Raw genomic sequence first — 26,452 nt, 5'->3', positions numbered from 1 at the left:
CTCCTCTCAATTACCTACGGTAGCGTAACCTACGATTCCGTAAGTTACCAGTCAGTAAAGTTTAAACATCCAGAACACAGTCGCCCGACGCCGCCGAAACACAGGTCTGGATCCGGGTGCCAGGGTCATGTTCGACACCGGTCCGCAGGTCGCGCACGTGCCCGTCGACCAAACCCACCACACACGACTGACAGATCCCCATGCGGCAGCCGAACGGCATCCGGATGCCGGCCTCCTCGCCCGCGTCCATCAGCGGCGTCGCACCGTCGACGGTGACCTCCTTGCCGCTGCGTTCGAACGTGACCGTGCCCCCGACACCGTGCGTCTGCGCCCTGGAGACCGCGAACCGTTCCAGGTGCAACTGCTCGGCAACACCGGCGTCCGCCCACACCCGTTCGGCGTCGTTGAGCATGCCTTCGGGCCCGCACGCCCACGCTTGACGCTCACGCCAATCGGGAACCAACTCACCGAGTTGCGCCAGATCAAGCCTGCCGTCGGCCCGGGTGCTGCGCAACAACAGCCGGTAGCCGGGATGCGCCTCGTGCAGTTGGGCCAACTCCTGGCCGAACATCACCTCGGATTCCGTCGGGGCCGAATGCACGTGCACGATGTCGGTGATCTGGCCCCGCCGCACCAGCGTGCGCAACATCGACATTACCGGGGTGATGCCCGAGCCCGCCGTCACGAACAGGACCGTTGCCGGCGCCGGTTGCGGCATGACGAAGTTGCCCTGCGGCGCGGCCAGCCGCACCACGGTGCCCGGACGCAGGCCGTCGACCAGGTGGGCCGACAGGAACCCCTCGGGCATCGCCTTGACGGTGATCGCAATGGTGCGCGCAGATTTCTCCGGCGTCGAGGTCAGCGAATACGACCGCCAGCGCCAGCGCCCGTCGATCAGCACACCGATGCCGATGTACTGGCCCGGCTGATAGTCGAACGAGAACCCCCAGCCCGGCTTGATCACCAGAGTCGCCGAGTCGGCGGTTTCCCGGCGCACCTCGACCACCCGGCCGCGCAGCTCCCGCGCCGACCACAACGGGTTGGCCAACTTGAGGTAATCGTCGGGCAGCAGCGGTGTGGTCACCTGGCCCACGATGCGACGCAAGGCGTGCCAGCCGGGGCGGCGCTCGGCGCCGGCGATGGTGGGACGCACCGTGTCGGCCACGTTGGCCGAGACCTTGATGGAGTTCTTGGCCATGAACCTACGGTACCGTAGGTTACTGCCTCGTAGCTAGTCGTACGACGGCTGTGGCATCAGAGCAGTTCGAGCAAGAACGGCAGCTCCTGGGGCGCGTACCACGCCAGGTCATGGTCCTGGGCGTCGCCGACGGTCAGTTCGGCATCCTCGTCGCCGAGATCAGCCTCGTCGATGACGTCGACCGCGGCCAGCACCGCCGACTCGGCGTCGGCGTTGTCGACGTACACCGCGACAACGGTATCGATCGACACCGGGCCCGACAGCCGCACCACGGCGTCGTCGAGATCGGGCCGGGCGGTCACCGCCATGTCCGGGTCCGTGTCGGCCACCACCACCGCGCGCCGCGGCGGCAGCCCCGAATCGGACGGCGCCCCGGCGAGCAACCGCAACGAGGCCAGCGCGGCATCCCGCAACGCCACCTCCGCGAGTTCCTCGTCGTCGCCTTCGGCGTAGGCCTCGCGCAGCGTCGGGGTCACCGCGAAGGCCGTCCCGTTCACGACGAGCAGGTGACGGTCGGCGACAAGCTGTTGCAGGGCGACCAGGGTCGTCGGAATGTAGACGCGCACACCGCGAGATTAGCCGTCGTCGGACTCCCTATCGTCCTCGGCGTTCGGGTCCTTCTCCACGGAGATGACGAAATCGTCGCCGTGTTGCGTGACACCGGAGACCACGGCGCTGTTGACCGCCTCCAGCGCATATTCGCGGCGCACCACCATGGGGTCCCGGCGCAGGTCACGGACCAGCGCCACCGCCAGGCCGATCATCACCAGCACGAACGGCACCGCGACGATGATGGTGATCGACTGCAGACCGTTCAGCGCGTCCGCTCCCCCGACGAGCAGCATCACCGCCGCCACGGCACCGGTGGCCACACCCCAGAAGATCACCGTGGGCCGGGTCGGTTTGATGGTGCCCCGCTCGGACAGCGAGCCCATCACGATCGACGCGGCGTCGGCACCGGAGACGAAGAAGATGGCGACCAGGATCATCACCACGACGCTGGTGACCGTCGCGATCGGATATTCACCGAGCAGGCTGAAAAGCTGCCGTTCCTGGCTGCCCATTCCGGCCAGGTCCACTCCGTTCTGCTGCTCGAAGATGGCGGCGCCGCCGAACACACAGAACCAGACGACCGATACCACGCTGGGCACCAGCAGCACCCCCGTGACGAACTGCCGGATGGTGCGGCCGCGGGAGATTCGGGCGATGAACATGCCGACGAAGGGAGTCCACGAGATCCACCACGCCCAGTAGAAGATGGTCCAGTCCTGCAACCAGGCGCTGACCGTCGGGCCCTCGGCGCCCGTCCTGGCCGCCATCTGCGCTAGCTGGTCGACGTAGCTGCCGATCGCCGTCGGGATCATGTTCAGCATGAACATCGTCGGGCCGACCACGAAGATGAACAGCGCCATCGCCAACGCCAGCACCATGTTGATGTTGGACAGCCACTGGATTCCGCGCGCCACACCCGACACCGCCGACAGCACGAACGCGACGGTCAGGATCGTGATGACACCGATCAAGATGCCGTTTCCCACCTCGCCCACGCCAGCGACGATCTGCAGGCCGCTGCGGATCTGCAAGGCGCCCAGGCCCAGTGACGCGGCCGATCCGAACAGCGTGGCGAAGATCGCCAGCATGTCGATCACCTTGCCCCACGGCCCGTTGACCCGTTTACCGAGCAACGGCTCGAACGCCGCGCTGACCAACTGCAACCTGCCCTTGCGGTATACGCCGTAGGCGATGGTCAGACCGACGACGGCATAGATGGCCCACGGGTGCAGAGTCCAGTGGAACATCGTGGTCGCCATTGCGGTCTCGGCGGCGGCGGGGTTGCCGGGTCCTCCGGTGCGCGGGGGCGGGGAGGCGAAGTGTGACAACGGCTCGGACACTCCGAAGAACATCAGGCCGATCCCCATACCGGCGCTGAACATCATCGCCACCCACGACACGGTGCGAAACTCCGGTTCGTCGTCATCGCGACCCAACGGGATGTTGCCGTAACGACTCATCGCCAGCCAGATCACGAACACCACGAATCCCGACGCCGTCAGGACGAACAACCAACCGACGTCGGCCATCACCCAACTCAGGGCATTGGATGACGCGGTGGCAAGCGAATCGGTGCTGACGAAACCCCAGATCAGGAACGCCACCGCAATCGCGGCGGTGACGCCGAAGACCACCCAGTCGACGCCGGCGCGGCGCGTGTAGGCCTTTTGCTCGACCGGCACATCGAGTACGGGGTGATGCGGCACGACATCACCGGTCGGCGACTTCAGCGCCTTCTCTGTTTTCTTCTTGGCTTCGTGCGTGTGCTTGTCGGATCTTCTTTTTCGTATCTCAATGGCCATGGTGGATTCATCAGACCGCGAACCGTGCCCCAGGTCAAATACCTGTCCGTGTTTGCCAGCAGCGTTTCCGCCGCCGCTACTTGGCCGCGTCCAGCAATTCGTCGAGCGATTCGCGCAGCAGGCTCGGCAACACGTCGACATCGCTCATGGCGTCGCGGTCGGCGTTTATGCCGAAATACAGCCTGCCGTCGTACGACGTGACACCGATCGCCAGGACCTGGTTGTGCAGCAACGGCGGCACCGCATAGGTCTCGAGCAATTTGGTGCCCGCGACGTACATCTGTTTCTGCGCTCCGGGCACGTTGGTGATCAGCAGATTGAACAGTCGCGCCGAGAATCCCGTGGCCACCCGAATTCCCATGGCGTGCAACGTCGGAGGCGCAAAACCCGACAGTGTGACGATCGTGCGCGCGTCGACCAGGCTGGCCGCCGTGGAATGCGATTCGGTGGCATGGGCGATCTGCGACAGCCGCACCACGGCGTTGCCCTCACCCACGGGTAGGTCCACCAGGAACGGCGAGACCTCGCTGATGGCCTGTCCGGGCCCGGAGGAGTCCAGTTCGGCGTCGGGGTACACCGACATGGGCGCCATCGCCCGCACCGTGGTGCTCGGGGTGACCGGCTCCCCGCGCGACAGCAGCCAGTTGCGCAGCGCGCCGGCCACCACCGCCAGGACGACGTCGTTGATGTCGCAGTGGTAGCGGGCCCGCACCAGCCGGTAGTCCTCCAACCGATGCTGGTCCACGGAGAATCTGCGGTTACGCGAAACTCTGGTGTTCAGCGGGCTACTCGGCGCGGTGCCGCGGGCCACCGTCCGGGCCACGTCGGCCACCCGCCGGCCGACCGCCGCCAATTCGCTGGCACTGGTGGCCACCTCGGTCACCGTGTCTCGCAGAGCGGCCAGCTGGCTGGTGGGCCGGGTGATCCACTCCCCGACTGCTCCGAGCACCAGTTGGCGGTCGCTGGGTTCGCGGGCCGGAATCCAGATGTCCTCACCGAACTCCGGTGCCTTCTGCGTGCGATCGACGATCACGTGACCGATTTCGAGCGCGGTCATCCCGTTCACCAGCGCCTGGTGGGTCTTGGTGTAGATCGCGATCCGGTTCTTGGTCAGCCCCTCGACCAGATACATCTCCCACAGCGGACGGGTCCGGTCAAGCGGCCGGGAACCGAGGCGGGCGATGAGATCGTGCAGCTGTGCGTCGCTGCCCGGAGACGGGAGTGCCGAGCGCCGGATGTGATAGGTGATGTCGAAATCCCGGTCGTCCACCCAGACCGGACGGGCCAGGCCCAGCGTGACCTCACGGACCTTCTGCCGGTAGCGCGGGATCTGCGGCAGCCGGCGCTCGACGGTCTCCAGCAGGGTCTCGTAGCTCAGGCCCGCTCGCGGTTTGCGCAGGATCGCCAACGACCCGACATACATCGGCGTCGCGGTGTTTTCCAAGTGATAGAACGCTGCGTCGGACGCCGACAGTCTGCTCACCATTCGGCGCCAACCTTCCCTGATCGCCCGCCTCGAACCTCGTCACGTTAACCGGCGATTCGGCCCCCGCGCATCACGGGTGGTCCCGCGCGTCAATTTCATGTCCCAGCTACCGGAAAGTTCATGCCGCAACCGCCGAAAGCTCCCATCGCCCACCACCGGCGAGCTGTAGTCGCGACCGGTGATGACGATCGATGGTGGACCGGTGCCCCACACTGACCACCACAGAGCCGGGTAACCGTTCCCGCACCAACTCATACATTGCGTCCTCGAGACCCTCGTCCAGCGCGGAGGTCGACTCGTCGAGGAACACCACCTTCGGACGGACCAGTAGCACCCGCGCGAAGGAGACTCGCTGTTGCTCGCCCAGTGACAGCACCGACGCCCAGTCGGCCTCGTCGTCCAGGCGATTCGTCAGATGCCCGAGCGCCACCGCGCGCAACGTGTCCCGCAGTTCGCTGTCACTCACGTCGGCAATCGGAAGCGGATACACCACCGAAGCCCGCAGGTCGCCGAGCGGCAGGTACGGCAGCTGCGGCAGGAACAGCGTCTGCCATCCGGACGGATACTCCACCAGTCCGGCGGTCCGGGGCCACAACTCGGCCAGGCTGCGCAGCAGGGTGGTCTTACCGCACCCGGACGGTCCCTTCACCACCACGCTGTCACCCGGGCTCAGCACCATCGACAGATCGGTGATCAGCGGGCCGCCCTGCAGGTCATCGACCTGTACCCCGGTGAGGGCCAGGAAGTCCCGGCTGGGAGTGACCGCGATTCGGGGCAACTCCCGAGCCTGCTGATCATGAGCGAGCATCTGGTCGATGCGCATCAGGGCGGCCCGGTAGACGGTGAACTCGTCGTAGCTGTCGCGGAAGAATGCCATTGCGGCACAGACGTTTCCGAAGGCCGCGACGGTCTGCAGCAGCCCGCCCAGCGTGATCTGGCCGGTGAAGAACCGGGGTGCCTGCACGATGTAGGGGATCATGCCCGTCGTCACATCGCCGACGCCACGGTTCCAGCCGTTGAGCCGCAACTGGGCGAACACGATGCGCCACATGTTGGCGATGATCTCGGCAAAGCGGGAGTGCAGCAGTTGCCGTTCGCGCTCCCCACCGCGGTAGAACGCCACCCGCTCGGCGCTGTCACGCAAGCGCACCAACGCATACCGGAAACTGGCGCTGAACCTCTCGTTGAGGAAGTTCAACCGCACCAGCGGACGGCCGATCCAGAACGCGATGACGGTCACGGTGATCGAGAAGATGTATGCCACGAAGACCATGGCCCGTGGAATCACCCAGCCGCCCAACTGCAATGGTCCCGACAGTTGCCACAACACCCCGGTGAACATGACGATCAACAGAGACTTGCTCACCGCCCCGATGCTCAGGTCGACCGATTTGGTGGTGAACGTCTCGACGTCGGTCTGGATACGCTGATCGGGGTTCTCCACCGGCGGGTGCAGAAAGCGGTTGCGGTAGAACGCATCGCCTGCCATCCAGTCGTCGACCAGCCGGGCATTGAGCCAGACACGCCAATGGATCGAGAACACCCGGCGCAGGAACAGGTCCACGATGGTGTAGATCACGGTGAGCGCCACCAGAATCCCGCTGATCGCAAACGATGTCATGAAGGCCTGGCGCGCGGCGTCGAGCTTGGCGTCGTCGTGGGTGGCGAGCGCTTCCGAACCGGCCTGCACGGCATTCATCAGATCGGCGTACTGGTAGGTGAAGATCACCACCACCCGCGCCGCGTACACGGTGTGCCACAGGATCACCGCCAGCAGTGTCCAGGTGCGCCAACTGCCCGCCCCGGTGAAAAACGGCGCGTTGACCCGCCAGAACTGTTGCCCCCACCGGGTGAACCTCGCGATCAGCAGGGCCACCGCCAGGAACACCACGACCGTGATCACCCAGGCCTGCAACGTCCATATCAGCGAGCGCAGGGGCTCGGCGGGCCAATCGATGCTGGGCTGAACCATTCCCGGATTATCCGTGCTTCCGGCACACCGAACCCATGCGATCATGGGTAGATCTGCACCTCTCCAGCAGATGTCGTCCGTGATGCCGACCGCTGGAGGTTGCCTGTGCCCACCCCGAAACGCGCTGCGCAGTGCCTGACCGCCCCGGTCATCGACTGCGAACCACCCGCCCTGCCGCTGGGCAGCCCGGCTCATCTGCCGGCCCCGGTGGCATGCCCGGTGCCGACCGTTCTGCACGGCCACAGCCCACGCCGGTTGCGGTTGGTCAGCCCCGAGCCGGAACGTCAATTGCAGCCCGGCGCGGCACAGTTCGCCGATACCGCACTGCGTCAGGTCCTTGAGGTCGTCGACCGCCGCCGACCACCGGGACAGCTGAAGTCGTTGATGAGCCAGCTGCTGGTCGACGCGATCGTCTCGGCCACCAGGTCGCGTCCGCCGACCACGGCGAGCCTGCGGCGGGTCGGACTGCGCCCGGCGGACTCACCGCACGCGGCGGAGGTCTTCGCCACCTACACCCGCGGGGCGCGCGTGCGCGCCATCGCCGGCCGTATCGAACTGCGCAGTGGCCGTTGGCAACTCACCGCGCTGCAACTGGGTTAGCTTTTGCGGTGCGACTTCGACGGGCGGCCCGCCTTGGCCTGCTTGCGCGCCGCCTCCCGCCGCTCGCGGCGGGTGCCGCCGGACGTCGCGGAATGCCGTCCACCGCCGCCGGAGCGCTGCACCTCCGCGGAGCCGTCCTCGGCCGGCCCGGTGTAGGTCAGCGGCGGGGCCTCGTTGTCGATGCCTTTGGCGCGCAGGGCAGGTGCCGGCTGAGCGGGGCGTTCCTTCGTGGCCACCGCACCCGACTCCGCGTCGGCGGCTGCACCTTCACCGGTTCCTCCGGCCTTGGCCGCCGCGGCCGCGGCAAACTCAGCGAGCCCGCTGGGGGCGGCCACCGGCGCCACTGACTGGGCGGGCGCCGGAGCTGCCTCGACCTGAACGTTGAACAGGAAGCCGACCGACTCCTCCTTGAGCGCGTCGAGCATGCCGACGAACATGTCGTAGCCCTCGCGCTGGTACTCGACCAGCGGATCGCGCTGCGCCATCGCGCGCAGGCCGATGCCCTCCTTGAGGTAGTCCATCTCGTAGAGGTGCTCACGCCACTTGCGGTCGATCACGTTGAGCAGGACGTTGCGCTCCAGCTGACGCATGGCGCCCTCACCGGCCAGCTCTTCGAGCTGCTTTTCCCGCTCGGCGTAGGCCCGCTCGGCATCTTTGATCAGGGCGTCGAGCAACTCGTCGCGGGTCAGCTCGCCGGCCTCGCCGACGGCGTCGGAATCGACCAGGTCGTTGTGGTCGATCCCGATCGGGTACAGCGTCTTGAGCGCGTCCCACAGCTTGGCCAGGTCCCAGTCCTCGGCATAACCCTCGGCCGTGGCGCCGTCGACGTAGGCGGTGATGACGTCGACGAGCATGTCGTGGGCCTGTTCCTGGAGGTTCTGCCCCTCGAGGATCTTGCGGCGTTCTTTGTAGATGACCTTGCGCTGCTGGTTCATCACCTCGTCGTACTTGAGGACGTTCTTGCGGACCTCGAAGTTCTGCTGCTCGACCTGGGTCTGCGCGCTCTTGATCGCCCGGCTGACCATCTTGGCCTCGATCGGCACGTCATCGGGCAGGTTCAGGCGGTTGAGCAGCGATTCCAGCGTCTCGCCGTTGAACCGTCGCATCAACTCGTCCCCGAGCGACAGGTAGAACCGGGACTCACCCGGGTCGCCCTGGCGGCCCGAGCGACCGCGTAGCTGGTTGTCGATACGACGCGACTCGTGCCGCTCGGTGCCCAGCACGTAGAGCCCGCCGGCCTCGACGACCTTCTCGGCTTCCTTGCCGGCCTCTTCCTTGATGGTGTTGACGGTGTCGTCCCAGGCCGCCTCGTAGTCCTCGGGCGTCTCCACCGGGTCCAGGCCCTTGTCGCGCAGCCGCTTGTCGGCCAGGAAGTCGACGTTGCCGCCCAGCACGATGTCGGTACCGCGACCGGCCATGTTGGTGGCGACCGTGATGGCGCCGAGCCGCCCGGCCTCGGCGATGATGTTCGCCTCTTGCTCGTGGTACTTCGCGTTGAGCACGTTGTGCGGGATCTTGCGCTTGGTGAACTGCCGCGACAGGTACTCGGAACGCTCGACGCTGGTGGTGCCGATCAGGACCGGCTGGCCCTTCTCGTACCGCTCGGAGACGTCGTCGACGACGGCGATGTACTTGGCTTCCTCGGTCTTGTAGATCAGGTCGGACTGATCCTGACGAACCATCGGCTTGTTGGTCGGGATCGGCACCACACCCAGCTTGTAGATCTCGTGCAGCTCGGCGGCCTCGGTCTCGGCCGTACCGGTCATGCCGGACAGCTTGTTGTACAGCCGGAAGTAGTTCTGCAGCGTGATCGTGGCCAGCGTCTGGTTCTCGGCCTTGATCTCGACGTGTTCTTTGGCCTCGATGGCCTGGTGCATGCCCTCGTTGTAGCGGCGGCCCAACAGCACACGGCCGGTGAACTCGTCGACGATGAGCACCTCGCCGTCGCGGACGATGTAGTCCTTGTCGCGCTGGAACAGCTCCTTGGCCTTGATGGCGTTGTTGAGGTAGCTGACCAGGGGCGAGTTGGCGGCCTCGTACAGGTTCTCGATACCGAGCTGGTCTTCGACGAACTCCACACCGAGCTCGTGCACACCGATGGTGCGCTTGCGGATGTCGACCTCGTAGTGGGTGTCCTTCTCCATCAACGGGGCCAGCCGCGCGAACTCGGTGTACCAGTTGGAGGCGCCGTCGGCGGGTCCGGAGATGATCAGCGGGGTACGGGCCTCGTCGATGAGGATCGAGTCGACCTCGTCCACGATGGCGAAGTTGTGGCCACGCTGGACCATGTCTTCGGTGGAGTGCGCCATGTTGTCGCGCAGGTAGTCGAAACCGAACTCGTTGTTGGTGCCGTAGGTGATGTCGGCGTGGTACGCCGTCCTGCGCTCTTCAGGGGTCAGGCCCGAGAGGATGACGCCGACGTCGAGGCCCAGGAACCGGTGCACGCGGCCCATCCACTCGCTGTCGCGTTTGGCCAGGTAGTCGTTGACCGTGACGACGTGGACGCCCTTGCCGCTCAGCGCGTTGAGGTAGGCCGGCAGCACCGCGGTCAGCGTCTTGCCCTCACCGGTCTTCATCTCGGCGACGTTGCCGAAGTGCAGGGCCGCTCCACCCATGATCTGGACTTCGAAGTGCTTTTGGCTCAGCACCCGCCAGGCGGCTTCGCGCGCCACGGCGAACGCCTCGGGCAGCAGGTCGTCGAGGTCCTCACCACCGGCGATCCGCTTCTTGAACTCATCGGTCTTGGCTCGCAGCTCGGCGTCCGAGAGCTTCTCCATGTCGTCGGACAGGGAGTCGACATAGTCGGCGACCTTCTTGAGGCGCTTGACCATGCGGCCTTCACCGAGACGGAGCAACTTCGACAGCACGCTATTTCCCCTGTGGGTTCGATGGATCCCGTGGGCGGGATCGCACGGGCTTAGTTGAGCTCCATCGTAGGTGACCCGTCGAAGCCGCTGGTTGTAGTCACCGCCGAAGTCGAAAACGCACCCCGGATCGCTCCGGGGTGCGCCTTCGCATCAGCTGCCGATCAGGCCAGCCGGATCAACCCGTAGTCGTAGGCGTGACGGCGGTAGACCACCGACGGCCGGTCGCTCTCTTTGTCGTGGAACAGGAAGAAATCGTGGCCGACCAGCTCCATCTCGTAGAGGGCATCGTCGACGGTCATCGGTTTCGCCGGGTGTTCCTTGATCCGCACGATGCGGCCCGGCTCGTGCTCGTCCTGGCCGTCGAAGGTCGAGCCGGCCTCGTCGGACACCGGTTGGGTGTCGAACGGCGTCTCGTGTGCGGTGGCCTCTGACAAGGAGACCGGGGTTTTGTCGCCGTAGTGGATCTTGCGGCGGTCCTTGCTCTTGCGCAGCCTGCTCTCCAGTTTGCCGGCCGCGGCCTCCAGCGCGGCATAGAAACTGTCGGCGCAGGCCTCGCCCCGCACCACCGGGCCACGGCCTCGAGCCGTGATCTCGACGTGCTGGCAGTTTTTGCGTTGACGGCGGTTGCGTTCGTGGTCGAGCTCGACGTCGAACAGGTAGATGGTGCGGTCGAACCGCTCCAGACGCGACAACTTTTCCGAAACGTAGATGCGGAAGTGATCGGGAACTTCGACGTTGCGTCCCTTGACCACAACCTCTGCGTTCGGCGCCGGGGCGGCGTCGGCGACCTCGTCGCGATCGACCACCATGGTGGCGCTTGAATCCGGGGAATGGGTTGACATACTCGGCAACTCGTTTCTCTCAGTTGTCACACGCAGTGCGCGTGCCGGACATCTCAACGAATCGCGGCGATGGGCCGAAAGAAGTTTGCTCCACCCATCGGCGCAAGGTGTCGGGGACTCACCTCCTACCGTTTTGCGGTGAAGTGGCGCTGTGGTGAGGAGCGCCGCCGTGAGGTGTTCACGGGTGGTTGCTGCCGACGGTAGTCCGTGTTCACCCACTCGTGCCACTCATTTCAAATACGTGTTTTCAGTTCTTCATTTGGGTTTGATCGCAGCGACACGACCGGCGCCCTCACGCATGGGCGATGGCCAGCACCGCGGACACGTCGGCGCCGGCGCGGGCAAGCATGCGTACCGACTCGGCCGCAGTCGCGCCGGTGGTGACGATGTCGTCGACGAGCACCACTTCGCCGGCGATCGGCTTGACCAGACGCACCCGTCCGGCGATGTTGCGCTGCCGGGCCGCACCCGACAGCCCCACGGAGTCGCGGACCCATGGCCGCAGCCGCAAGGCGGGTACGACCCGCACGCCGGGCAGGTCGGCAGCGGCCGACACGGCGATCCGGCGGACCGGATCACCACCACGACGTCGGGCCGCGGCGGTCCGGGTGGGCGCCGGCACGAGGGCGAGCCGAGTGCCGTCGGATCCGCCGACGATGCCCCAGGTGAGCAGCCGCAGGAGGCCGGCGTGCAGCGCACCGGCCAGCGGGGCGATCAGGTCGGTGCGGCCGTGTTCCTTGGCCGCGACGATGGCGCGGCGGCGCACCCCGGCGTGGCGGCCCAACGCGAACACCGGCACTCCGGGATCGGTTCGCGGTGAGATCAGGTGTGGCTCGTCGTCGGCGACGGCCAGCTGCGCGGCGCAGGACGGACACCATCGGGTCGAGGGCGCCCCACAGCCACCGCACTCCAACGGCAGGACGAGATCCAGCATGCGGGCAGTGTGCGCGCCGGGTCCGACATCTGCGCGGGCGTCGGCCACGTTGATCGCCGATTTCCACCGGAGGGTCGTGAATCCTCTTGTGGCACAGCCCAGGCGTGGAAAGCGGCGGGCCGGCGGAGCGTGGCCGAAACCTCAGCCGGGCAGCACGGGCAACGAACCCGGCACCATCAGCGGCCGCACCTCGACCCACCCCGGGTTCTCCTCGTTGACCGAGGCCGACAGCTGCAACACACCGCGTTGGTCGGCGACGTAGACCGTCGACGGATTGGCGGCGACCGTGCCCACCGGGGTTTGCAGATTCCGGCTCGGCCCGTCGGAGTTGACGCCGTCGAGGTTGACATAGGACACCGGGTGCGCCGGATCGGTCCGGCTCACCACGATGTCGTCACCGGTACGCCAGGACAGCGAGACCACGGTGTTGCCGAGCCCGAAACCGAGACGGCGCGGATAGGTCAGCAGGAACTGCCCTTCGGGCGTCCGCTCGACCCCGGCCAGGATCACCTGGCCACCGATCACCATCGCCGCACGAGTGCCGTCGCGCGAGAGCTGCAGCTCGGTGATCGGGCCCGGATAGCGGGTGGAGACCGCCGCCACGTCGACCGGAATCCGGGCCGGCACGCCGGACGCGTCGCGGATCGCCCGCACCACGTTGGCGTCATCGACCACCACCCACACCGCCGCGTCCAGCGACCAGCTCGGCCGGCTCAGTGTGCGGCCCTCGATGGCCTTGGCGGTGGGGCCGCCCAGGGGACCCATCCACAGTGAGGCGGCGGTGGTCTCGGGGACATCCGGCAGCACCACGACCGAGGCCGCATCCTGTCCGTTGCGCGACACCGCGGCCGACTTCTGGTTGGGCGCCGAGCCGAAGGCTCCGGGCACCGGGGTGGTGCGCTGGCCATCCAGCGCCACCAACGAGCCGTCGACCAACGCGTGCAGACCGGCTGCCGCGCCGGGCACCGCGCCGGGATCGGTGGCCGCCACGTCGGAGGTTTCCCAGCCGTCGGCGAACCGGTCGTCCAATGGGGCACCGTCGGCGTTGATCACATACGGGCCGCTGATACCGGCCCGCGACAACGTCCAGATGATCTGGGCGGCAAGCAGTTGGCGGCTGTGCGGATCGGTGGTCGACAGGTTCTCCAAATCGATGCGGGCGCCGCCGTAGCCGCGCCCCACACCGGTCTTGCCGCCGTCGGCCCGCGTCACCGGCCCGCGCAGCCGCAACGGGTCGTCGAGCAGATTGCGGACGGTCCTGGCCATCTCCGGCCGCGGGCCGGCCACCAGTTTGGAGATCAGTTCGGTGGCCAGTTGATCGGGGTCGGACACTGCCACATAGCGCGGATCGGGCACCACCGTGGTGCCGGTCGGGTCGACGAAGTAGAGCGTGTTGCGCTTGTAGGTGGACTGGAACTGCTGCCAGTCGAGGAACACCCCGTTGGGCAGCCGGTCGATCCGCCAGCCGGCCGGGGTCTGGACGAGCTCGATGGGACCGGGGTCCGGCAGGGCGCCCTCCCCCGTCTCGAAAACGCCCATATCGGAAAGGGATCCCAGGATGTCGGCGCGCATGCTCACCGAAACCCGGTCCGAACTACGGGTTTCCACGAACACCACCCGGTCCAGCAGCAGTGCACTGCCGGCGTCGTCCCAGGAGCTGGAGGCAGACTCGGTGAGGAACTGTCGGGCCGCCAGGTGCCGGTTCGCCGGATCGGCAGTGGCCTTGAGGAATTCCCGCAACAGCACGTCGGGGTCCATGCCCGGGGCCGGCTTGGGCAGGTTCGGTGGCGCCGGCTTCTCAACCGTGCCGATCGCCTGGGGTGAGGACGAATTCGGGATTCCCGCGCATCCGGACACCACAACGACCACACCGACGAGCAGCACCGTCAGCAGCCGCTTCACACGCTCTCCTCCGCAGGCTCCCGGTCTGGTTTGGCACGCCGACGCGTTCCCTGCTGCGCCGCAACGGGTTTGAGAGGCAATGGGCTCGTGGTCACCTTGTGGCCGCGGACCAGGGGCAGCGTCAACCGGAAGCACGCCCCCTTGCCCGGTTCACCCCACGCCTCCAACCGGCCCTGGTGCAGACGCGCGTCCTCGATGCTGATCGCCAGGCCCAGCCCGGTGCCGCCGGAGCGGCGCACCCGCGAGGGATCCGAGCGCCAGAATCGGCTGAACACGAGCTTCTCCTCGCCGGGACGCAGCCCGACGCCGAAGTCGCGGACGGTGACCGCCACGGTGTCCTCGTCGGCGGCCATCCGGATGCGTACCGGTTTGCGCTCGGCATGGTCGATGGCGTTGGCGATGAGATTGCGCAGGATACGTTCCACCCGGCGCGGATCCACCTCGGCGATCACCTCGTCGACAGGCATGTCGACGTCGAGTTCGACCTCGGCGTCGGCGGCCAGATGCCCGACGTTGTCCAGTGCGCTCTGCACGGTCGAGCGCAGATCCACCGACTCCACCGACAGTTCGGCCACACCGGCGTCGTGGCGGGAGATCTCCAGCAGGTCGGCCAGCAGGGTCTCGAACCGGTCCAGTTCGTTGACCATCAGCTCGGTGGACCGGCGCAGCGCGGGGTCGAGTTCCTCGCCGGAGTCGTGGATGTGGTCATGGATCAGATCAGCGGCCATGCGCACCGTGGTCAGCGGTGTGCGCAACTCGTGGCTGACGTCAGAAGTGAAGCGGCGCTGCAGATTACCGAATTCCTCGAGCTGCTGGATCTGCCGCGACAGGCTCTCGGCCATGTCGTTGAACGACACCGCCAACCGCGCCATGTCGTCCTCGCCGCGCACCGGCATCCGCTCGGTCAGGTGCCCCTCGGCGAACCGCTCGGCGATACGCGAAGCCGAGCGCACCGGCTGCACGATCTGGCGGGCCACCACCAGGGCGATCGCCGCGAGCAGGCCGAGCAACACCACGCCGCCGGTGGCCATCGTGCCGCGCACCAACGAGATCGTGCTCTCCTCGTTGTTGAGCGGAAAGATCAGGTACAGCTCAAGATTGGGCACCGACGACGAGGCCGGGCTGCCGACGATCAGGGCCGGCCCGGAAAAACCATCGGTGGAAACCGTGGCGTACTGGTAGCTGACCTGGCCGGCCTTGACGAAATCGCGCAGGGCCTTGGGCACCTGCTGGACCGGCCCGGCCGCGGCGGCCTCGCGGGGTCCGTCGCCGGGCACGATGAGCACCGCGTCGAACGCGCCGGCCACGTCGGCCCGGGCGTCGGCCTTGCGATCGATGAGGGTGTTGCGGGCCAGCTGCAGGCTGCTGTCCAGCGAGCGGCTCTCCTCACCGCCGACGATGCCGCCCACCGTCACGCGGGCCCGCTCGATCTCCTCGGTGGCGGCCCTCACCTTCACTTCGAGGATCCGGTCGGTGATCTGACTGGTCAGCACGAAGCCGAGAACCATGATGACGGCCAGCGAAAGACCGAGCGTCAACGTGACGACCCGCATCTGCAGCGAGCGTCGCCACACCAGACTCAGGGCCCTGCCGAGCGTCCCCAATCCGCGCAACAGTGGGCCGGAACCTCCCCAGCGACCACGGATGCGCCGTCTGGAGCTGAAGATCACGGGGGTCCGGCCTTGTATCCCACTCCTCGAACGGTCAACACCACCTGCGGGTTCTCCGGGTCCTTCTCAACCTTGGCCCGCAACCGCTGGACATGCACGTTCACCAAACGGGTGTCGGCGGGGTGACGGTATCCCCACACCTGTTCGAGCAGCACATCACGAGTAAACACCTGCCGTGGTTTGCGTGCCAGCGCCACCAGCAGGTCGAATTCCAGCGGCGTCAGCGAAATCTGCTCGCCTTGGCGGGTCACCTTGTGGGCCGGCACGTCGATCTCGACATCGTTGATCGACAGCAGCTCGGCGGGCTCGTCCTCGTTGCGGCGCAGCCGGGCCCGCACCCGGGCCACCAGCTCCTTGGGCTTGAACGGCTTCATCACGTAATCGTCGGCGCCGGATTCCAAGCCGAGCACGACGTCGACGGTGTCGGTCTTGGCGGTCAGCATGACGATCGGCACGCCGGAATCGGCACGCAGCACCCGGCACACGTCGATACCGTTCATGCCGGGCAGCATCAGGTCCAGCAGGACCAGATCGGGTCGCAGTTCACGGACGGCGGTCAGCGCCTGGCTGCCGTCCCCGATCACCGCGGTGTCGAATCCTTCACCACGCAAGACGATGGTGAGCATCTCGGCCAGTGATGGGTCGTCGTCGACAACAAGGATCCTTTGCCTCATGGTGTCCATGGTGTCACCCGAACGCGACAAAACCGGGCTACCACACGCGGGTTTCTCCGCTTTATCTGCTGTTCAGCCGACGAGCGAGGGCGTCCGGCTCCACATCCGGGCCGGCGACGGCCCACCGACCGCACCAATCGGTGGCCGCCAGCGCCGCATAGACCGCTCCGGTGCGCTGCTGCAGCCCGCCGTCACGCTCATAGGCGTCCTTGGCCCGGTCGGCCTCGGTGTGGGCTCGATGCTCGGCGCGTTGGGCGGCCAGCTCGGTCGGTACGTCGAGCAGCACCTGCCAGTCCGGCGCGGGAAGTTTGAGACGGTCGAACTCGAGTTCGCGCACCCAGGCCACCACGTCGCCGTCGCCGTCTTGATGAAGCCGGGCCGCACTGTAGGCGGCGTTCGAGGCGACGTAGCGGTCCAGGATGACGACGTCATAGGCGGCCTGCAGATGTTCGATCTCCTCGCGCGCCCCGGCGCGGTCGAGCGCGAACAAGGTCGCCATTGCATAGACCGAGTCGGCCAGATCCCCGTGGGCGCCGTGCAACGCCTCGGCGGCCAGGTCCGCGGGCACCGAATGGTGATAGCGCGGGAACGCCAGCGTGCCGACCGATTTGTGGTCGGACTCGAACGAGGCCCGTAGGCCATTGGTCAGCGTGCGCTTGCCGGCGCCGTCGACACCCTCGATCGCGATGAGCACGCGGGCAGCGTAACCCGGTCAGAACTCCCCGCAGTTGGGCGTGGTCGGTAATCCGTTGAACCGGTCGGCGATCCACTGCATGCCCCGTTCACCGTCGACCAGCATCGGCAGTGCGTGGTTGATCACCAGCTTGTTCAAGAACGGCGGCTCTTCGTTGGTCCAGAACTGGACGTCGGCCCCTTTCTCACACCAGTCCCGGCCGAGTTGGTTGGCCGCCGTCCACGGCACCAGTGGGTCATACCGGTTGCTCAGGATCAGCACCGGCGCGTTCGGTTTGTATCGGCCGATCTTCTGCATGTCGAACAGGGTGCTGAACGGTTCTTCGTTCACCGCCTGGTAGATGTCGACGTTGAAGTACGGCTGCAGGTGCCGGAACATGAATTTGGTGATCGTCTCGGCGATGCACTGATCCTGCACCTTCTGCAGCAGGTCGGCACCACGCGGGGTGAGCTTGGAGCGGATCAGGTCCTCGAACTCCGGATAACTCGTGATCACCGAGTTCAGCGCGTACCCCACCACGCCGACCAGCGCACTGCCGTCGGCGTAGGGGAACAATTCCTTGAGGTCGGCCGGCGGGGCACCGGCGTAGCTGCCCACCACATGCAGATCCGGCGCGTAGGACGAGGCGAGCTCGGCCGCCGAGGCGGCTGCCCCGCCGCCCTGCGAATAGCCCCAAAAGGCAACCGGCCCATGCGGATCCAGTGAGGTGCCGGGCAGCTTCATCGCGGCCCGGCCGGCGTCGAGCATCGCGTTGCCCTCCGCGACGCGGTTGACGTACGTGTGCAGCCCCGGCGTGCCCAGCCCTTGGTAGTCGGTCATCACGATGGCAAACCCACGGGCCACCATGGTCGCGACGAACATCTCCTCATAGTTGAACGCGATGTCCAGCCACGGGGACCAATGGATGCCCTGGTTGAACTGTCGCGACGGCGCGCACTGATCGCCCTGCCCCTGTGTACCGGGCCCGTAGACGATCAACGGGCGTGGCCCCTGCCCCGGCCATGGGTTGTGCGGCTCGAAATAAGTTCCCGTCACCGCCATCGGGTTACCGCGAGCATCGGTGCTGCGGTACATGATTCGCGTTCCGTCGGCGACGATCATGCCAAGCTGACCGGACGGCTCCAACACCAGCCGTGACGGCTCGGACTTGAGCACATCCCCGGGCGATCCCGGCGGCAAGGGGTCGGGCGGCGTGTAGAACTCGACGTACTCGTCCTCGTTGAAGATCGGGTCGTGGCCGTCGTTGGACGGGTCAGCCCAAGCGGTGGGAGCCAATCCGGTGAACAACGCCAACATGAACACGCCGACCATCGCGGCGACCCCCCGACCCATGAGGCAGAACCTTAACAAGATCGATGCGGTATTGATGCCGATTCCCCCACCGGCCCCGACCGCGCCGTGTCGCACCGTCGTCCCGCCGGCCCCCAGGAATCCTGGGCTTCCGGACTTCGCGGGGTATCAACCCTTTTCGAGCCAGGCCAGGGCCGCGACGACGAGGGCCTGGGTGCCGGTGTCCAGCGTCGGCTGGATGACGGGAGCGAACATTGGCGAGTGGTTCACCGGGATGTCCTGGTCGACACGTCCGTCATCGGCCGCGGCACGGTAGGTCTCGGGGTCGATACCGCCGATACCCCAGTAGGTGTACGGCGTACCGAGTGCGACGGGGATGTCGCTGAAATCTTCACTGGCACTGCCCTGCGGCATCCGGTCCCACCGGTCTTTGAAGTAGGCGCAGAAGGCCGACTCCACCCGAGTGGTGACCTCGACGTCGTTGTCGGTCAACGGAAACCGGTCGAACAGTTCGAATTCCGGCTCCTTCGGCGATCCCGAGGCCGCGCATTCAGCGGTGACGATCCGGCGGATGGCGTCGAGCATCGAGGTGCGGGTCGGCTCGTCGTAGGTGCGGATGTTGAGCTCGAGCACAGCTCGGTCGGCGATCACATTGCTTTTGGTACCGGCGTGGAGGCTGCCGATGGTGAGCACCGCCCGGTTCCCCGGGGCGACCTCGCGGGAAACGACGGTTTGCAGGCGGATGACGATCATCGCCGCGAGCACCACCGGATCGATGCCGGACTGTGGCATGGAGCCGTGAGAACCCTTGCCGTATACGGTGATCCGCATACTGTCGGCAGCGGACAGCACCGGGCCGACGCGAGTGCCCACCCGGCCGGCCGGCGCGGGAAGGACATGCTGCGCGAACGCCACATCGACCTTGGGCAGCCGCTGGGCCAATCCGTCGTCGACCATCCCCCGGGCACCGTCACCGGTCTCCTCGGCCGGCTGGAACAGCACCACCAGTGTCCCCTGCCAGTGCTCGCGACCCTCCGCGAGCAGCTGGGCCGCACCGAGCAGAGCGGTCACGTGGACATCGTGGCCGCAGGCATGCATCACCGGGACGTCGGTGCCCTGGTTATCGGTGACCCGCACGGTGCTGGCGTAGGCGAGTCCGGTGTCCTCCTGCACGGGCAGCGCGTCCATGTCCGCCCGCAACAGCACGGTGGGCCCGTCCCCGTTGGTGAGAATGCCGACCACACCGGTGCCTCCGACGCCGTCGTGAACGTCGTAACCGAACTCGTCGAGCCGGTCGACGACTTTGGCCGCGGTTTCGGATTCCCGGTGTGACAACTCCGGATGTGCATGTAAGTCCCGGTACAGGCTCTCCTGCCACGAGCGAATCCGGTCCAAGCCGTCGAGCACGGCATCGACGGCTTGCGCTGCTGCGGTCACGGGGCTGGGTTACCACCGCGGATGTCGACCGAAACGCCGTTGCTGCCGGTGCTCGGCCTGATCAGCACGGTGGGCGTTCGTCGGGACAAGGCAGCCGGTTTCGGCTCGTCTTCCACGGGTAAACCCCGACATGGCCACAATCCGTCACCTCGCCGCTCTCGGCGCCGCAGGCATCATCGTCGCGGGAGTCTCGATCCCTACCGCCTGGGAGGGCGGGCCGGGCGGCGTCGTGGAGAACTCCGACGACGACAGCTACGCGGCGGTCGGCACCGGCACATTCCATGACGCGTTGGTGGGTTTCCGGGCCACCGGCGACACCCGCGCCGAGGCCGCCCAGGCCGTGGTCGCCAAATGCCAGGCCGCCAGCGGCGGAGACTGCACCAGCGACGCAGAGACCAACGACAACCTGTGCATCGTCTCGGTTGCCGACGACGCCAGCGATGTCGTGGTCGGCGGTGCCGGGGCCACGGTCGAGGCGGCTCGTGAGGATGCGGTCCGGCGGGCCGCGGCACAGAACATGCCCGTCGGTCCGGCCGCCGCAGTCGTCATATCGGACTGCCCGTGATGTGTGTTCGCCGCACGCGGGTGAAAGGCAGAAAACACATGACCAATCCAGCCAGATCAGCCCTGCTCGCCGCCACCCTGGCCATCGCGGCGGTCGTGTCGGCCCCGATCGCCGACGCCCGTCCGACCTGCAGCAGCAGCGGCGGCACGACGACGATCTGCGAGACCAACGGAAGTGTCTCGATCAAAGCCAGGCCGGGAACAACCGCACCCCCGGCCGCCCAGCCGGTGTTCCCGTGGCTCGGTCTGCCGGGCACCTAGCAACGTCACCGGCGCACACAAAAGTGCCCACAATCCGTAGATTATGGGCACTTTTGCTGCGGGTACCTCCCGCTTGCGCGGTACTGCTCGCGCTACCTCAGTAACTCAGTAGCGGTAGTGCTCCGGCTTGTACGGGCCGTCGACATCGACGCCGATGTACTCGGCCTGCTCCTTGGTGAGCTTGGTCAGCGAGCCACCCAGCGCCTCGACGTGGATGCGCGCCACCTTTTCGTCGAGGTGCTTGGCCAGGCGGTAGACCTCGTTGTCGTACTCGTCGTTCTTCGTCCACAGCTCGATCTGGGCGATCACCTGGTTCGAGAAGCTGTTGCTCATCACGAATGACGGGTGTCCCGTGGCGTTTCCGAGGTTGAGCAGGCGGCCCTCGCTCAGCACGATGATCGACTTGCCGTCGTCGAAGGTCCACTGGTCGACCTGCGGCTTGATGTTCAGCTTCACCGCACCGGACTTCTCCAAGGCAGCCATGTCGATCTCGTTGTCGAAGTGGCCGATGTTGCCCAGGATCGCGTGGTCCTTCATCGCCTTCATGTGCTCGAGCAGGATGATGTCGAAGTTGCCGGTCGCCGTCACCACGATGTCGGCGTTGCCGATCGCCTCTTCGACGGTCACCACGTCGTAACCGTCCATCAGCGCCTGCAGGGCGTTGATCGGGTCGACCTCGGTGACCTGCACGCGTGCGCCCTGACCGGCCAGCGACTCGGCACAGCCCTTGCCCACATCGCCGTAACCGCAGATCAGCACCTTCTTGCCGCCGATCAGCGCGTCGGTGCCACGGTTGATGCCGTCGACCAGCGAGTGCCGGGTGCCGTACTTGTTGTCGAACTTGCTCTTGGTGACCGAGTCGTTGACGTTGATCGCCGGGAACGCCAGCTCACCCGCGGCAGCGAACTGGTACAGCCGCAGCACGCCGGTGGTGGTCTCCTCGGTGACACCCTTGACCGACGCGGCGATCTTGGTCCACTTGTCCTTCTCCGTCTCGAAGCGCTTGCGCACCAGCGAGAGGAAGACCTTCCACTCGGCCGAGTCGTCATCCTCGGCGGGCGGCACCACGCCGGCCTTCTCGTACTGCGCGCCGCGCAGCACCAACATGGTGGCGTCGCCGCCGTCGTCGAGGATCATGTTCGCCGGCTCGCCCTCCCAGGTGAGCATCTGCTCGGCGGCCCACCAGTACTCCTCCAGGGTCTCGCCCTTCCAGGCGAAGACCGGGGTGCCCTTGGGCTCCTCCGGCGTGCCGTGCGGGCCGACGACGACGGCTGCCGCGGCATGGTCCTGGGTGGAGAAGATGTTGCAGGAGGCCCAGCGCACCTCGGCGCCGAGCGCCGTCAAGGTCTCGATCAGCACCGCCGTCTGCACGGTCATGTGCAGCGATCCGGAGATGCGCGCCCCTTTGAGCGGCTGCACATCGTGGTATTCGCGACGCAGCGCCATCAGGCCGGGCATCTCGTGCTCGGCCAGGCGGATCTCCTTGCGGCCGAAGTCGGCCAGCGAGAGGTCGGCAACCTTGTAGTCGATGCCGTTCCGGCTGTCGGCCTTCAACTCAGTCATGTAGAGCCCTCTTTCAGTCGTGATTGCTTCCAACCGCACGGGTGCGCCCAGCGGCAACGCCTCATGCCGATACCTCTAGCCTGCGGGCTCGCGGGACAGGCGCTCAATGCGTATTTCACAGCGGCGGCGCTCTGACAGCTACGGGGTATCTATGACACCGTAGCGCTCGGCGAACGGCGTCATGAGTCGGGCCAGGTCACCGGCCACATCGTGGTCCGCCTCGGGCGGCATCGAGACGTAGCTCATCGCCAGCCGCACGATCGCCCGGGCCAGCACGCCGGCATCTTCGTCGCTGGCCTTGATCCAGCTGCTCTGGAACGTTCCGGTCAACCGCTGTGAGCACCGGGAGATGATCGGTCCACTCCCGGTGGTGATGATCTGCAACAGGTCGGGTTTGGAGGCCCCGGTGAGCAACGAGATCACCAGCGGGTCGGCGGCGGACTCGAGGAAGAAGGCCCGGAACCCTTCCAGGAACGCCGCATGGACCTCGCCGACGTTGTGGTTGATCGCATCCTCGACCGCGTCGACGAGCCGATCGGCCAGCCGCATGGCGTAGCCCTCGGCCAGGCCCTGGCGGGAGCCGAACTCGTTGTAGATCGTCTGCCGGCTGATCCCGGCGGCCTTGGCCACGTGCGAGAGCGTGATCGCCGACCAGTCGCGGGACACCAGCAGCTCGCGCATGCCGTCGAGAATCGAGTCTCGTAACAGCACCCGGGACGCTTCGGCGTACGGGATGCGTTGCTTGTCTCGCGGCCGACTCACACGGGCGACAATATCGCTTCCGAGGCCACTTTCGAGCCCGTCGCTGGATGCGACACTCGAAGCGGTCCTCGGAACGATCACGGCCGCGCGACCTCTACCATCTCGAAATCCGTCTTCGCCGCGCCGCAATCCGGGCAGCTCCAATCCTCGGGGATGTCGTCCCAGCGGGTGCCCGGGGCGATGCCGTCCTCCGGCCAGCCCTTGGCCTCGTCGTACTCGAACCCGCACTGCACGCAGACATACAGCTTGTACGGCTGGGTCATTTCACTGCTCCCATCGGTTCGAAATCGATCTTCTCCCGCACCGCGCAGTCCGGGCAGCACCAGTCATCGGGCACGTCGTCCCACCGGGTGCCGGCCGGGAAGCCTTCGCGCGGTGCACCTTTGGCTTCGTCGTAGACGTAGCCGCAGCCGGGGCACCGATAGGCGCTCATGCCTTGACCCCGTACCGGGTCAGGACCTTCTCACGCAGCCGCGGCTGGATGTTCACGCGAGTGATGTCGCCGTCATAGTGCTCGAGCACCCGGTGGTCCATCACCTTGCGCCACAACGGCGGCAGGTAAGTGAGCCCGATCAGGGATGCGTAGCCACTGGGCAGATTCGGTGCTCCGTCGATGCTGCGCAGCGTCTGGTACCGGCGGGTCGGGTTGGCGTGGTGATCGCTGTGCCGCTGCAGGTGATACAGGAACAGGTTGGTCACGATGTGATCGGAGTTCCAGCTGTGCACGGGTGCGCACCGTTCGTAGCGGCCGCTGGGCAACTTCTGCCGCAAGAGTCCGTAATGCTCCAGGTAGTTCACCGACTCCAGCAGGCTGAAGCCGTAGACGGCCTGGATGAGCATGAACGGGATCACCCCGACACCGAAGATCGCGATCAGCACGCCCCAGAACACCACCGACATCGCCCAGGCGTTGAGCACGTCGTTGGACCAGTGCCACGGCGAGCGGTCCTGCCGTCGTAAACGCTGGGCCTCCAGCTCCCAGGACGAGCGCAGGCTACCGAACACGCTGCGCGGCAAGAACTCCCAGAAGGTCTCGCCGAAGCGCGCCGAGGCCGGGTCTTCGGGCGTGGCCACCCGGACGTGGTGGCCGCGGTTGTGCTCGATGTAGAAGTGGCCGTACCAGGTCTGAGCGAGCGTGATCTTGGACAGCCAGCGCTCCAGCGAGTCGCGTTTGTGCCCCATCTCGTGGGCGGTGTTGATGCCGACGCCGCCGAGCACGCCGACCGACAGCGCGATGCCGATCTTGGCCGGCCAGCCGAGGCCACCGTCGAACCCGAGCCAGCTCAGGTCGGACGCGGTGAACAAGTAGGCGCCCATGACGACGCTGGCGTATTGGAACGGGATGTAGACGTAGGTGCAGTAGCGGTAGTACTTGTCGTTCTCCAGCTGCTCCATCACCTCATCGGGCGGATTCTGGCCGTCGGGGCCGAACCGCAGGTCCAGCACCGGCAGCAGGACGTAGACCAGGATCGGCCCAATCCACAGCGGCACCTGCGCGGCGATATGCCAACCGGCGTGGTTGAGCGCCCACACCAGCGGCAGCATGACGAATATCGCCGTCGGGGCGATCAGCCCCATGAGCCACAGGTGCCGTTTGCGGTCCCGCCATTCCCGGACCTCTGAGCCGGTGGGAAGTTCTGCCACCACGATGAGCCTCCTTGTGTGAGAGCTATCACTGCAATGACTTGACTATATGAGCTCCGTTGTCGCTTGTCTAGACACAGATACATGTTTTGTAAAGAGGCCGACGCGCGCGACGCCATTGATCGAACCGCGCGGCGGAACGGTGAACACCGAGATTGCAGCCAGGGACAGGATCGGGCCGAGATCTGTCCCTGGCTGCAATCTCGGTGACGGCGGCGCCCGGCGAGCCTCAGACCGTGGCGGCCTCACGATTGGCCAGCACCGAATGCCGACGGCCATAGAGCGCGTACACCGCCACGCCGACGGCCATCCAGATCAAGAAGCGGATCCACGTCAACCCCGTCAGGTTCAGCATCAGCCACAGGCAGGCCAGGATCGCCGCGATCGGCAGCACCGGCACCCACGGCACACGGAACCCGCGCCGCAGGTCGGGCCGGGTTCGACGCAGCACGATCACCCCCGCCGAGACCAGCACGAAGGCGAAAAGGGTGCCGATGTTGACCATCTCTTCCAGCCGCCCCATCGGGAACACCGACGCCGCGATCGCGACCAGCACCCCCACGATCAGGGTGATCCGCACGGGCGTACCCCGGCTACCGGTGACCGCGAGCTGCCGCGGCAGCAAGCCGTCCCGCGACATCGCGAACAACACCCGCGTCTGCCCCAGCATCAACACGATCACCACCGTGGTCAGGCCGGCCAACGCACCGATCGAGATCACATTCGCCGCCCAGTGCACCCCGTTGGCGTCGAAGGCGGTGGCCAGGTTGGCGTGGCCATCCGGGGCATCGCGCAGCACCGTGTAGGACACCATGCCCGACAACACCACCGACACCGCGACGTAGAGCACCGTGACGATGCCGAGTGAGGCCAGGATCCCGCGGGGCACATCACGCTGCGGATCGCGGGTCTCCTCGGCCGTGGTGGCGACGACATCGAACCCGATGAACGCAAAGAACACGATCGACGCGCCGGCCAGTACGCCATACCAGCCGTAGTGGCTGCCTGCGGCGCCGGTCAGCAGCGAGAACAGAGACTGGTCGGCCCCGCTGGCCCCCTCGCCTGCCTCGTTCGGCGGAATGAACGGGGTGTAGTTGGCGGCCTTGATGTAGAACGCGCCGACGGCCACCACCAGCAGCACCACCGACACCTTGATGATCGTGATGGCGAGGCTGAAGTGCGCCGACACTTTGGTGCCCAGCACCAGCAGGACGGTCACGAACACGATGATCACCAGCGCGCCCCAGTCGACCGCGATGCCGCCCAGATGGGCCGTCCCGCCGCCGAAACCGAACACCGTCCCGAGGTAGCTCGACCACCCCTTGGCAACCACCGCGGCCGCGACGGCGAATTCCAAGATCAAATCCCAACCGATGACCCATGCCACAAATTCACCGAATGTCGCATAAGAAAATGTGTACGCGCTGCCAGCAACCGGCACGGTCGAGGCGAATTCGGCGTAACACAGTGCCGCCAGCCCACATGCCACGGCGGCGATCAGGAACGCGATCGAGATCGCCGGACCGGTCAAATTACCCGCCGTAGATGCGGTGATGGTGAAGATTCCCGCGCCGATCACGACCGACACGCCGAAGACGGTCAGATCCCACCACGTGAGATTCTTACGCAGTCGCGTCGCGGGTTCGTCGGTGTCAGCAATCGATTGCTCGACAGATTTTGTTCGCCGAACGGCAGACATATGTGGTGTTGCCTCTCATTGTGGCCCGGTTCCCGCCAT

General features: G+C 66.4%; 23 protein-coding genes. 3 read left to right on the top strand and 20 right to left on the bottom strand.

Features of this window, described 5'->3' with window-relative positions:
• Nucleotides 1-61 precede the first annotated feature (61 nt).
• From A5740_RS03900 to A5740_RS03880, 5 genes are all read right to left on the bottom strand, one after another.
• Nucleotides 62-1,198, bottom strand: a complete 1,137-nt coding sequence (locus A5740_RS03900) for a ferredoxin reductase (RefSeq protein ID WP_076191646.1) — start codon at nucleotides 1,196-1,198, stop codon at nucleotides 62-64.
• 56 nt (nucleotides 1,199-1,254) lie between these two features.
• Nucleotides 1,255-1,764: a hypothetical protein gene (locus A5740_RS03895; RefSeq protein ID WP_076191645.1), complete on the bottom strand. Its 510-nt coding sequence runs from the start codon at nucleotides 1,762-1,764 to the stop codon at nucleotides 1,255-1,257.
• Between the two features lie 9 nt (nucleotides 1,765-1,773).
• On the bottom strand, nucleotides 1,774-3,552 hold the full coding sequence (locus A5740_RS03890; protein ID WP_076191643.1) for a BCCT family transporter: 1,779 nt from the start codon (nucleotides 3,550-3,552) through the stop codon (nucleotides 1,774-1,776).
• Between the two features lie 76 nt (nucleotides 3,553-3,628).
• Nucleotides 3,629-5,038, bottom strand: coding sequence for a wax ester/triacylglycerol synthase family O-acyltransferase (locus A5740_RS03885; RefSeq protein ID WP_076191642.1), 1,410 nt, complete (start codon nucleotides 5,036-5,038; stop codon nucleotides 3,629-3,631).
• Nucleotides 5,039-5,156: 118 nt separating this feature from the next.
• Nucleotides 5,157-7,010 carry an ABC transporter ATP-binding protein/permease gene (locus A5740_RS03880; RefSeq protein WP_076191640.1) on the bottom strand — a complete coding sequence of 618 codons (1,854 nt, stop codon included), beginning with the start codon at nucleotides 7,008-7,010 and terminating at the stop codon, nucleotides 5,157-5,159.
• A 105-nt stretch (nucleotides 7,011-7,115) separates the two neighbouring features.
• On the opposite strand from A5740_RS03880, the gene A5740_RS03875 reads away from it, so the two are divergent.
• Complete coding sequence (locus A5740_RS03875; protein WP_139334908.1) at nucleotides 7,116-7,610, top strand: Rv3235 family protein; 495 nt, start codon at nucleotides 7,116-7,118, stop codon at nucleotides 7,608-7,610.
• Here the strand turns inward: A5740_RS03875 and secA are convergent.
• The 9 genes from secA to A5740_RS03830 all read right to left on the bottom strand — a co-directional run bounded on the left by secA (nucleotide 7,607) and on the right by A5740_RS03830 (nucleotide 19,920).
• The gene (gene secA / locus A5740_RS03870; protein WP_076191637.1) at nucleotides 7,607-10,477 is read right to left on the bottom strand and encodes a preprotein translocase subunit SecA; all 2,871 of its coding nucleotides are present in this window, start codon (nucleotides 10,475-10,477) and stop codon (nucleotides 7,607-7,609) included. The two genes, A5740_RS03875 and secA, sit on opposite strands and share 4 nt — an antisense overlap.
• Nucleotides 10,478-10,638: 161 nt before the next feature.
• Nucleotides 10,639-11,286 carry a ribosome hibernation-promoting factor, HPF/YfiA family gene (gene hpf / locus A5740_RS03865; protein ID WP_175616158.1) on the bottom strand — a complete coding sequence of 216 codons (648 nt, stop codon included), beginning with the start codon at nucleotides 11,284-11,286 and terminating at the stop codon, nucleotides 10,639-10,641.
• A 325-nt stretch (nucleotides 11,287-11,611) separates the two neighbouring features.
• Nucleotides 11,612-12,253: a ComF family protein gene (locus tag A5740_RS03860; RefSeq protein WP_076191786.1), complete on the bottom strand. Its 642-nt coding sequence runs from the start codon at nucleotides 12,251-12,253 to the stop codon at nucleotides 11,612-11,614.
• A gap of 141 nt (nucleotides 12,254-12,394) precedes the next feature.
• Nucleotides 12,395-14,155: an MtrAB system accessory lipoprotein LpqB gene (gene lpqB / locus A5740_RS03855; RefSeq protein ID WP_076191634.1), complete on the bottom strand. Its 1,761-nt coding sequence runs from the start codon at nucleotides 14,153-14,155 to the stop codon at nucleotides 12,395-12,397.
• The gene (gene mtrB, locus A5740_RS03850; RefSeq protein ID WP_076191633.1) at nucleotides 14,152-15,825 is read right to left on the bottom strand and encodes an MtrAB system histidine kinase MtrB; all 1,674 of its coding nucleotides are present in this window, start codon (nucleotides 15,823-15,825) and stop codon (nucleotides 14,152-14,154) included. The genes lpqB and mtrB overlap by 4 nt, the downstream gene beginning before the upstream one ends.
• Entirely contained in the window at nucleotides 15,822-16,508 is a 687-nt protein-coding gene (mtrA, locus tag A5740_RS03845) for a two-component system response regulator MtrA (protein WP_019343547.1), read from the bottom strand. Before mtrA ends, mtrB begins: the two co-directional genes overlap by 4 nt.
• Nucleotides 16,509-16,560: 52 nt before the next feature.
• Nucleotides 16,561-17,193 (bottom strand): dTMP kinase, encoded by a 633-nt coding sequence (locus A5740_RS03840; RefSeq protein ID WP_076191631.1) that lies wholly within the window; start codon nucleotides 17,191-17,193, stop codon nucleotides 16,561-16,563.
• Between the two features lie 18 nt (nucleotides 17,194-17,211).
• Nucleotides 17,212-18,525 (bottom strand): lipase family protein, encoded by a 1,314-nt coding sequence (locus A5740_RS03835; protein ID WP_083653929.1) that lies wholly within the window; start codon nucleotides 18,523-18,525, stop codon nucleotides 17,212-17,214.
• A 126-nt stretch (nucleotides 18,526-18,651) separates the two neighbouring features.
• On the bottom strand, nucleotides 18,652-19,920 hold the full coding sequence (locus A5740_RS03830) for an amidohydrolase (protein WP_076191629.1): 1,269 nt from the start codon (nucleotides 19,918-19,920) through the stop codon (nucleotides 18,652-18,654).
• A 130-nt stretch (nucleotides 19,921-20,050) separates the two neighbouring features.
• Between A5740_RS03830 and A5740_RS03825 the strand changes: the two genes are divergently transcribed.
• Nucleotides 20,051-20,485 carry a DUF4189 domain-containing protein gene (locus tag A5740_RS03825; RefSeq protein WP_076191628.1) on the top strand — a complete coding sequence of 145 codons (435 nt, stop codon included), beginning with the start codon at nucleotides 20,051-20,053 and terminating at the stop codon, nucleotides 20,483-20,485.
• Between the two features lie 38 nt (nucleotides 20,486-20,523).
• Nucleotides 20,524-20,745 (top strand): hypothetical protein, encoded by a 222-nt coding sequence (locus A5740_RS03820; protein WP_076191626.1) that lies wholly within the window; start codon nucleotides 20,524-20,526, stop codon nucleotides 20,743-20,745.
• 105 nt (nucleotides 20,746-20,850) lie between these two features.
• Here the strand turns inward: A5740_RS03820 and ahcY are convergent, their stop codons facing one another.
• The 6 genes from ahcY to A5740_RS03790 all read right to left on the bottom strand — a co-directional run bounded on the left by ahcY (nucleotide 20,851) and on the right by A5740_RS03790 (nucleotide 26,413).
• Complete coding sequence (gene ahcY, locus A5740_RS03815) at nucleotides 20,851-22,308, bottom strand: adenosylhomocysteinase (RefSeq protein ID WP_076191624.1); 1,458 nt, start codon at nucleotides 22,306-22,308, stop codon at nucleotides 20,851-20,853.
• Between the two features lie 138 nt (nucleotides 22,309-22,446).
• Nucleotides 22,447-23,070 (bottom strand): TetR family transcriptional regulator, encoded by a 624-nt coding sequence (locus A5740_RS03810; RefSeq protein ID WP_076191623.1) that lies wholly within the window; start codon nucleotides 23,068-23,070, stop codon nucleotides 22,447-22,449.
• A gap of 77 nt (nucleotides 23,071-23,147) precedes the next feature.
• On the bottom strand, nucleotides 23,148-23,333 hold the full coding sequence (locus tag A5740_RS03805) for a rubredoxin (protein WP_076191621.1): 186 nt from the start codon (nucleotides 23,331-23,333) through the stop codon (nucleotides 23,148-23,150).
• A complete protein-coding gene (locus A5740_RS03800; RefSeq protein WP_076191620.1) occupies nucleotides 23,330-23,503 on the bottom strand; it encodes a rubredoxin in 174 nt (57 codons plus the stop codon). Before A5740_RS03800 ends, A5740_RS03805 begins: the two co-directional genes overlap by 4 nt.
• A complete protein-coding gene (locus tag A5740_RS03795; RefSeq protein WP_254849070.1) occupies nucleotides 23,500-24,648 on the bottom strand; it encodes an alkane 1-monooxygenase in 1,149 nt (382 codons plus the stop codon). The genes A5740_RS03800 and A5740_RS03795 overlap by 4 nt, the downstream gene beginning before the upstream one ends.
• A gap of 295 nt (nucleotides 24,649-24,943) precedes the next feature.
• Nucleotides 24,944-26,413, bottom strand: coding sequence for an amino acid permease (locus A5740_RS03790; RefSeq protein WP_076191617.1), 1,470 nt, complete (start codon nucleotides 26,411-26,413; stop codon nucleotides 24,944-24,946).
• Between the last annotated feature and the right edge of the window lie 39 nt (nucleotides 26,414-26,452).

Source organism: Mycobacterium sp. GA-1841, from assembly GCF_001954135.1.
Classification (GTDB): domain Bacteria; phylum Actinomycetota; class Actinomycetes; order Mycobacteriales; family Mycobacteriaceae; genus Mycobacterium.
The sequence above is the reverse complement of the archived record's forward strand: the minus strand, read 5'-3'. Positions and strand labels throughout refer to the sequence as shown.